General features: G+C 64.1%; 8 protein-coding genes. All 8 read left to right on the top strand.

Features of this window, described 5'->3' with window-relative positions; genetic code table 11:
* Positions 1-268: 268 nt before the first annotated feature.
* The gene (locus I5M_RS28250) at positions 269-505 is read left to right on the top strand and encodes a GIY-YIG nuclease family protein (RefSeq protein ID WP_022724469.1); all 237 of its coding nucleotides are present in this window, start codon (positions 269-271) and stop codon (positions 503-505) included.
* A 46-nt stretch (positions 506-551) separates the two neighbouring features.
* On the top strand, positions 552-1,757 hold the full coding sequence (locus tag I5M_RS28245) for a CaiB/BaiF CoA-transferase family protein (protein ID WP_022724468.1): 1,206 nt from the start codon (positions 552-554) through the stop codon (positions 1,755-1,757).
* Between the two features lie 188 nt (positions 1,758-1,945).
* A complete protein-coding gene (gene ugpB / locus I5M_RS28240) occupies positions 1,946-3,268 on the top strand; it encodes a sn-glycerol-3-phosphate ABC transporter substrate-binding protein UgpB (RefSeq protein WP_022724467.1) in 1,323 nt (440 codons plus the stop codon).
* Between the two features lie 90 nt (positions 3,269-3,358).
* Complete coding sequence (locus I5M_RS28235) at positions 3,359-3,754, top strand: endonuclease domain-containing protein (protein ID WP_031337896.1); 396 nt, start codon at positions 3,359-3,361, stop codon at positions 3,752-3,754.
* A 2-nt stretch (positions 3,755-3,756) separates the two neighbouring features.
* Entirely contained in the window at positions 3,757-4,638 is an 882-nt protein-coding gene (gene ugpA, locus I5M_RS28230) for a sn-glycerol-3-phosphate ABC transporter permease UgpA (protein WP_022724465.1), read from the top strand.
* The gene (gene ugpE / locus I5M_RS28225) at positions 4,638-5,486 is read left to right on the top strand and encodes a sn-glycerol-3-phosphate ABC transporter permease UgpE (protein ID WP_022724464.1); all 849 of its coding nucleotides are present in this window, start codon (positions 4,638-4,640) and stop codon (positions 5,484-5,486) included. The genes ugpA and ugpE overlap by 1 nt, the downstream gene beginning before the upstream one ends.
* Before the next feature lie 2 nt (positions 5,487-5,488).
* A complete protein-coding gene (locus I5M_RS28220) occupies positions 5,489-6,589 on the top strand; it encodes a sn-glycerol-3-phosphate import ATP-binding protein UgpC (protein WP_022724463.1) in 1,101 nt (366 codons plus the stop codon).
* A gap of 145 nt (positions 6,590-6,734) precedes the next feature.
* Positions 6,735-7,149, top strand: a 415-nt coding sequence (locus I5M_RS28215) for an Hsp20 family protein (RefSeq protein ID WP_040771947.1), incomplete at its 3' end; no start/stop codon positions are given.

Here is a 7,149-nt window from a genome sequence, read left to right as displayed (position 1 = left end):
AAGCCGGGCACGCTCGGGCGCGCAAGCTACGCTCGGTAGCCCGGAAACCTATCGTGGCGAAGCAAGCGAAGGCTGCCGCGGCGTAGCCCGAAGGGCGAAGCCGGGCACGCTCGGCCGCGCAAGCTTCGGCTTGGCAAGTCCAGCATACTTGTAGTGAAGCGAGCGAAGTTAGGCGCGTTCGGCTAGGCGATCATCGGCTCCGAGCCCACCGGCTCCAATTTTTTAGAAGAATGCGATTTTGAAGAACTGCTGCGTCCAGGAGCGGCGGATGAAGTTTGTCTACATTTTACAAAGCGACGATGCCGAGCATTTCTACGTCGGCCTCACCGATGATATTTCCCGTCGCCTGGAAAAGCACAACGCCGGCGAGGTGCCGCACACCTCCAAATTCCGGCCTTGGCACATCAAGACTTACGTGGCGTTCGCCGACGCACGCCAAGCGGTAGCGTTCGAGCGCTACCTTAAGTCAGCGTCTGGCCGGGCATTTGCCAAGAAGCGGTTGTGACCGATAGATTGGGCCTCCCACCCAAAGCTTCGACAAGAAAGCCCTGATGATTCCTCCCCAGATGTCCGGCGCTATTGCCGGTTTGCGCGTGATCGATTTGTCGCGTGTGCTCGGCGGCCCGTATTGCACCCAGATCCTCGCTGATCACGGTGCCGATGTGATCAAGGTCGAACCGCCGGCCGGCGACGAGACTCGCGACTGGGGCCCGCCCTTCCACGACGACGATGCGGCGTATTTCATCGGCACCAACCGTAACAAGCGTTCGATCGGCCTCGACCTCGCGTCCGAGGGCGGCCGCGCCGTGCTGATGAAGATGCTCGAAGACGCCGACGTCATGATCGAGAACTTCAAGCCCGGCACGCTCGACAAATGGGGCATCGGCAACGACGTGCTGCGGGCGAAATTTCCGCAGCTGGTGCATTGCCGGATCTCCGGCTTCGGCGGCGATGGCCCGCACGGCGGCCACCCTGGCTACGACGCGATCATCCAGTCGATGGTCGGGCTGATGGAATCGACCGGCACGCCCGAGAGCGGCCCGACCCGCATCGGCGTCGCCCTGGTCGACATGGCGACCGGTCTCTACGCCTGCACCGGCATCCTGATGGCCCTGCTCGAGCGGCAGAAGTCCGGGCTCGGCCAGTTCGTCGAAGCGACGCTGTTCGAAACCGGTCTCGCCATCATGCATCCGCACGCCGCGAACTTCTTCATTCACGGCAAGCCGCCGGCGCGTACCGGCAACGAGCATCCGAATCTCTATCCGTATTCGGTGTTCCCAGCGCGCGACGGCAACATCTTCATGGGCGTCGGCAACGACGGCACGTTCCGCAAGCTGTGCCGCGAACTCGGCCGGCCGGAGCTCGGCACCGATCCGCGCTTCGCGCGCAATCGCGACCGCGTCGTCAATCGCGCCGAGCTGCGTGCGGAACTGGAGGCGATCCTCGCGCATCACGACGCCGAACCGCTGTGCCGCAAGCTCCTCGCCGCCGGTCTGCCGGCCGGGCCGGTGCAGGCGATCGACAAGGCGCTGGCGTCCGATCACGTCAAGGCGCGCGGCGATATCATCGAGAAGGATTGGTACAAAGGCATCGCCTCGCCGATCCGGTTCGATCGGACCAAAGCCAGCCTGCGCCACATCCCGCCGACCTTCAGTCAGCACGCCGATGAAGTGCTCGGCGAGTTCGGCTATTCGGCGGACGACATCGCCAAGCTCAAGGCAGCCGGCACCGTCAGCGGCCCCGAACGCAAGCGCTAGCAGCGAGCGCAGCAGAGTCATGGATCGACTCTGCTGCGCCGCCGCACGGCGCGTTGGTCTTTTTCACCGCTTTGCAGCGGTGCTGCTTCCCCGATACGGTCCTCTCGCCTAGAAGGGTCATGTGACTGTCATCCGGCGCTGCTACCGCGCGCGCACACGAAGATGACCGCTCGGTCGGGAGGTACTTGATGATGTTCCGTTTCAGCCTGACGGCGCTCGCCGCGTCCGTCGCCACGACGCTTGTGCTGGCTTCGCCGGCGCAGGCCGTCACCGAAATTCAGTGGTGGCACGCGATGACCGGCGGCAACAACGACGTCGTCGTCAAGCTCGCCAACGACTTCAACGCCTCGCAGAGCGACTACAAGGTCGTCCCGACCTACAAGGGCAGCTATCCGGACACGATGAATGCCGGCATCGCGGCGTTCCGGGCCGGCAACGCGCCGGCCATCATGCAGGTGTTCGAAGTCGGCACCGCCACCATGATGGCGGCCACCGGCGCGGTTAAGCCGGTTTACAAGCTGATGCAGGAGACCGGCGAGAAGTTCGATCCGAACGCCTATCTGCCGGCGATCACCGGCTACTACTCGACCTCGAAGGGTGAAATGCTGTCGTTCCCCTTCAACTCGTCGTCGATGGTGATGTGGATCAATCTCGACGCGCTGAAGAAGGCCGACATCGCCGAGATTCCGAAGACCTGGCCCGAGGTGTTCGACGACGCCAGGAAGCTCAAGGCCGCCGGCTACGCCACCTGCGGCTTCTCGACCGCCTGGGTCACCTGGGCCAATCTCGAGCAGCTCTCGGCCTGGCACAACGTGCCGCTGGCCAGCAAGGCCAACGGCCTCGACGGCTTCGACACCAAGCTCGAATTCAACGGCCCGCTGCAGATCAAGCATCTCGAAAAGCTGATCGAGCTGCAGAAGGACAAGACCTACGATTACTCCGGCCGCACCAACACCGGCGAGGGTCGATTCACCTCCGGCGAGTGCCCGATCTTCCTGACCTCGTCGGGCTTTTTCGGCAACGTCAAGAACCAGGCCAAGTTCAATTGGACCAACGCGCCGATGCCGTACTACCCGGACGTCAAGGATGCGCCGCAGAATTCGATCATCGGCGGGGCCTCGCTGTGGGTGATGGGCGGCAAGACGCCGGAGGAATACAAAGGCGTCGCCAAGTTCCTCGCCTTCCTGTCGGATACCGACCGCCAGGTCGCGATCCACAAGGCCTCGGGCTATCTGCCGATCACCAAGGCGGCCTACGAGAAGGCCAAGGCCGAGGGCTTCTACAAGGACCAACCCTATCTCGAAACGCCCATCAAGGAACTGACCAACAAGCCGCCGACCGAAAATTCCCGCGGCCTGCGCCTCGGCAACATGGTCCAGCTCCGCGACGTCTGGGCCGAAGAAATCGAGCAAGCCCTCGCCGGCAAGAAGACCGCCAAGGAAGCCCTGGACGCCGCGGTGACCCGCGGCAACACGATGCTGCGGCAGTTCGAGAAGACGGCGGTGAGGTAGTTGCTCACACCGCGCTCTCTTCCTCCCCTCCCCCCGCCCTTGCGGCGGGGAGGGGTCGGGGGTGGGGGGAAGTCCAAGGCACGAAAGCCGATGGCACGCACCGTCGATCACCGCGTCCAAAGAGCCCGGAGCCTTCGTCGAAATCCGACGGACGCCGAGCGCAAGCTGTGGCAGCAACTACGCCAGCCAGCGTTCGCCAAAGCGCACTTCCGTCGCCAAGCCACCATTGGTCCCTACTACGCCGACTTCGCCTCTCACACCCTCCGTCTGGTGATCGAAGTCGACGGCGGTCAGCACGACGGATCGGGCTCTGATATCGTTCGAACCGACTATCTCAATGCTGCCGGCTATCGCGTGCTCAGGTTCTGGAACAACGATGTGCTGAACAATATCGACGGCGTGATGCAGACGATCACAAACGCCGTGCGCGCTGCTCCCCCCACCCCCGACCCCTCCCCGCCGCAAGAGCGGGGGGAGGGGAGTTAGCCATGCAGAAGAACGCCGTCTTCCAATCGAAATTCCTGCCCTATCTGCTGGTGCTGCCGCAGCTGGCTGTGGTGCTGGTGTTCTTTTATTGGCCGGCCGTGCAGGCGGTGATCCAGTCGTTCCTGCTGCAGGATGCGTTCGGGTTGTCGACCGTGTTCGTGTGGTTCGAGAATTACAAGGAGCTGCTGGCCGACCCTGATTATTTCGCCGCCATCCTGCGCACCTTCGCGTTCTCGTTCGCGATCGCGCTGGCGTCGTTGTCGCTGGCGCTGCTGCTTGCCGCGATGGCGGACCGGCCGCTGCGCGGGTCGATGTTCTATCGCACGCTGCTGATCTGGCCCTATGCGGTGGCGCCGCCGGTGGTCGGCGTGCTGTGGGTGTTCATGCTCAATCCGTCGCTCGGGGTGATCGCGCACGGGCTGCGCAATCTCGGCGTCGACTGGAATCCGCTGCTCGACGGCAATCAGGCGGCGACGCTGATCATCCTCGCCGCGGCGTGGAAGCAGATCTCCTACAATTTCCTGTTCTTCCTCGCCGGGCTGCAGGCGATTCCATCGAGCGTGATCGAGGCGGCGGCGATCGACGGCGCGCGGCCGATGCGACGGTTCTGGACCATCGTCTTTCCGCTGCTGTCGCCGACCATCTTCTTTCTGATCGTCGTCAACATCGTCTACGCGTTCTTCGAAACGTTCGGCATCATCGACACCATCACGCGCGGCGGACCCGCGAAAGCGACCGAGACGCTGGTCTACAAGGTGTATAGTGACGGCCTGCTCGGCGGCAATCTCGGTAGCTCGGCAGCGCAGTCGGTGATCCTGATGGGTATCGTCATCGCGCTAACGGCGTTCCAGTTTCGCTTCGTCGAGCGCAAAGTGAACTACTGATGGTCGAGCACCGCCGCTTCGGAAACCTGCTGCCGCACGCCATCCTGTGGGCCGGCGTGCTGATCGTGGCGTTCCCGGTATATCTGGCCTTCGTGGCCTCGACCCAGGACAACGCCAGCATCGCCAACGGCCAGATGTCGCTGCTGCCGGGCGGCCATTTCCTCGAGACCTATTACCAGACGCTGTTCGTCGGTACTTCGGGCACCACCCGCGAGCCGGTCGGCACGATGCTGTTCAACTCCTTCGTGATGGCCATGATGGTGGCGGTCGGCAAGATCGCGATCTCGCTGATCTCTGCCTATGCGATCGTGTATTTCCGTTTTCCGTTCCGGATGACGATCTTCTGGATCATCTTCATCACGCTGATGCTGCCGGTCGAAGTCCGCATCTATCCGACCTACAAGATCGTCGCCGACCTCAATCTGCTCGACAGCTATGCGGGCCTGACGCTGCCGCTGATCGCGTCCGCGACCGCGACGCTGCTGTTCCGGCAATTCTTCATGACGGTGCCGGATGAGTTGCTCGAAGCGTCGCGGATCGACGGCGCCGGGCCGCTGCGGTTCTTCTGGGATACGCTGCTGCCGCTGTCGCGCACCAACATGGCGGCGCTGTTCGTGATCCTGTTCATTCTCGGCTGGAATCAATATCTCTGGCCGCTGCTGATCACCACGCGCGACGACATGCAGACCATCCAGGTCGGCATCCGCAAGATGATCGTGACGTCGGATGCGCTCACCGAGTGGCCGATCGTGATGGCGACCGCGGTTCTGGCGATGCTGCCGCCGGTCGCCGTGGTGGTGCTGATGCAGAAGCTGTTCGTGCGCGGACTGGTCGAGACGGAGAAGTAATCGTGGCCGACGTCGTTCTCCGTAATGTCCGCAAGACCTATCCGGGCGGCTTCGAGGCCATCAAGGGCGTCGATTTCGCGGTCGGTGACGGCCAGTTCTGCGTGCTGGTCGGCCCTTCCGGCTGCGGCAAGTCCACGCTACTGCGGATGGTCGCGGGGCTGGAGACGATCACGGCGGGCGAGATCGACATCGGCGGCCGTGTCGTCAACCAGGTCGAGCCGGCCGACCGCGACATCGCCATGGTGTTCCAGAACTACGCGCTCTATCCACATATGAGCGTCTACAACAACATGGCCTATGGGTTGCGCAACCGCGGCATGGCGAAGCCGGAGATCGACGCGCGGGTTCAGGAGGCGGCGCGCATCCTCGAACTCGGCTCCATGCTTCAGCGCAAGCCGCGGCAACTGTCCGGCGGCCAGCGCCAGCGTGTGGCTATGGGCCGCGCCATCGTACGCCAGCCCAAGGTCTTCCTGTTCGACGAGCCGCTGTCCAATCTCGACGCCAAGCTCCGCGTCGCGATGCGGGTCGAGATCCGCAAGCTGCAGCGCCGGCTGGCCACGACCGCAATCTACGTCACCCACGACCAGCTCGAGGCGATGACGCTGGCGGATATCCTGGTGGTGATGAATGGCGGCGTGGTCGAGCAGATCGGCTCGCCGCTGGACGTCTACGCCAAGCCGGCCACGACCTTCGTGGCGTCCTTCATCGGGGCGCCGCCGATGAACCTGATCCCGATGGCGGGAGGACAGCTGCAGGGCCTCGCAGGAGGCGCTGCGGCCGAGGCGGGCATCCTCGGGGTGCGACCGGAGGATCTGGTGATCGGCGCAGCGCCGGCGGGCGCAGGCGGGCTGTCGCTCGCCCTGACCGTCGAGGCGATCGAGCGGGTCGGGCCGGAAACCTTCGTTTATGGAACCCGGGGCGGCGCCTCGGAGACCGCGGAGGTGGCTGCCAGACCCGGCGAGCTGCCGACGGGCGAGGTCATCGTTCGGGTGCCGGGCCAGACGGCGCCGGCGATCGGCGAGCGGATCACGGTGGCTGCGCCCCGAGCCAGCCTGCATCTGTTCAGCGCCGACGGCCGCCGCCGGCTGGCGATTCCGGCCTAAGCGGCTGGTCCATATCGGGCTTTCGCCACTCCTTGAACCGGCATTCCCTGCTTCCCATATGCTTATTCGACCGGACGGCGCGGTGCCGCCCGATCAGCGGGGTGCCGCAAGGACCCCCTCAAAGTCGCTTCGAGAGGACTTTGTGATGTCTCGTGTTCCTTCGTTGTCCAGTCCGTTTCTGCTCGGATTCGACGAGATCGAGCGTGCGCTCGACCGCGTCGTCAAGGGGGCCGACGGCTACCCGCCGTACAACATTGAGCGCTGCGAACGCGCCAATGGCGACCCCGACAAGCTACGGATCACCCTGGCGGTGGCGGGCTTCACCCGCGACCAGCTCGACGTCACCGTCGAGGAAAACCAGCTCGTGATCCGCGGCCGGCAGCAGGACGACAAGACCCGGCAGTACATCCATCGCGGCATCGCCGCGCGCCACTTCCAGCGCACCTTCGTGCTGGCGGAGGGGATGCAGGTGCTTGGTGCGGATCTGAAGAACGGATTGTTGGCCATCGATCTGGTCCGGCCTGAGCCGGAGCGGGTCATTAAGACAATCGCCATCAACG

This window comes from Rhodopseudomonas sp. B29, assembly GCF_000333455.1.
GTDB lineage: Bacteria > Pseudomonadota > Alphaproteobacteria > Rhizobiales > Xanthobacteraceae > Rhodopseudomonas.
This window is presented reverse-complemented; position numbering and strand designations above follow the sequence as displayed.

Coding starts and splice junctions, on each gene's coding strand:
- I5M_RS28250 (WP_022724469.1), top strand. CDS start 269: ATGAAGTTTGTCTACATTTTACAAAGCGACGATGCCGAGCATTTCTAC.
- I5M_RS28245 (WP_022724468.1), top strand. CDS start 552: ATGATTCCTCCCCAGATGTCCGGCGCTATTGCCGGTTTGCGCGTGATC.
- ugpB (WP_022724467.1), top strand. CDS start 1,946: ATGATGTTCCGTTTCAGCCTGACGGCGCTCGCCGCGTCCGTCGCCACG.
- I5M_RS28235 (WP_031337896.1), top strand. CDS start 3,359: ATGGCACGCACCGTCGATCACCGCGTCCAAAGAGCCCGGAGCCTTCGT.
- ugpA (WP_022724465.1), top strand. CDS start 3,757: ATGCAGAAGAACGCCGTCTTCCAATCGAAATTCCTGCCCTATCTGCTG.
- ugpE (WP_022724464.1), top strand. CDS start 4,638: ATGGTCGAGCACCGCCGCTTCGGAAACCTGCTGCCGCACGCCATCCTG.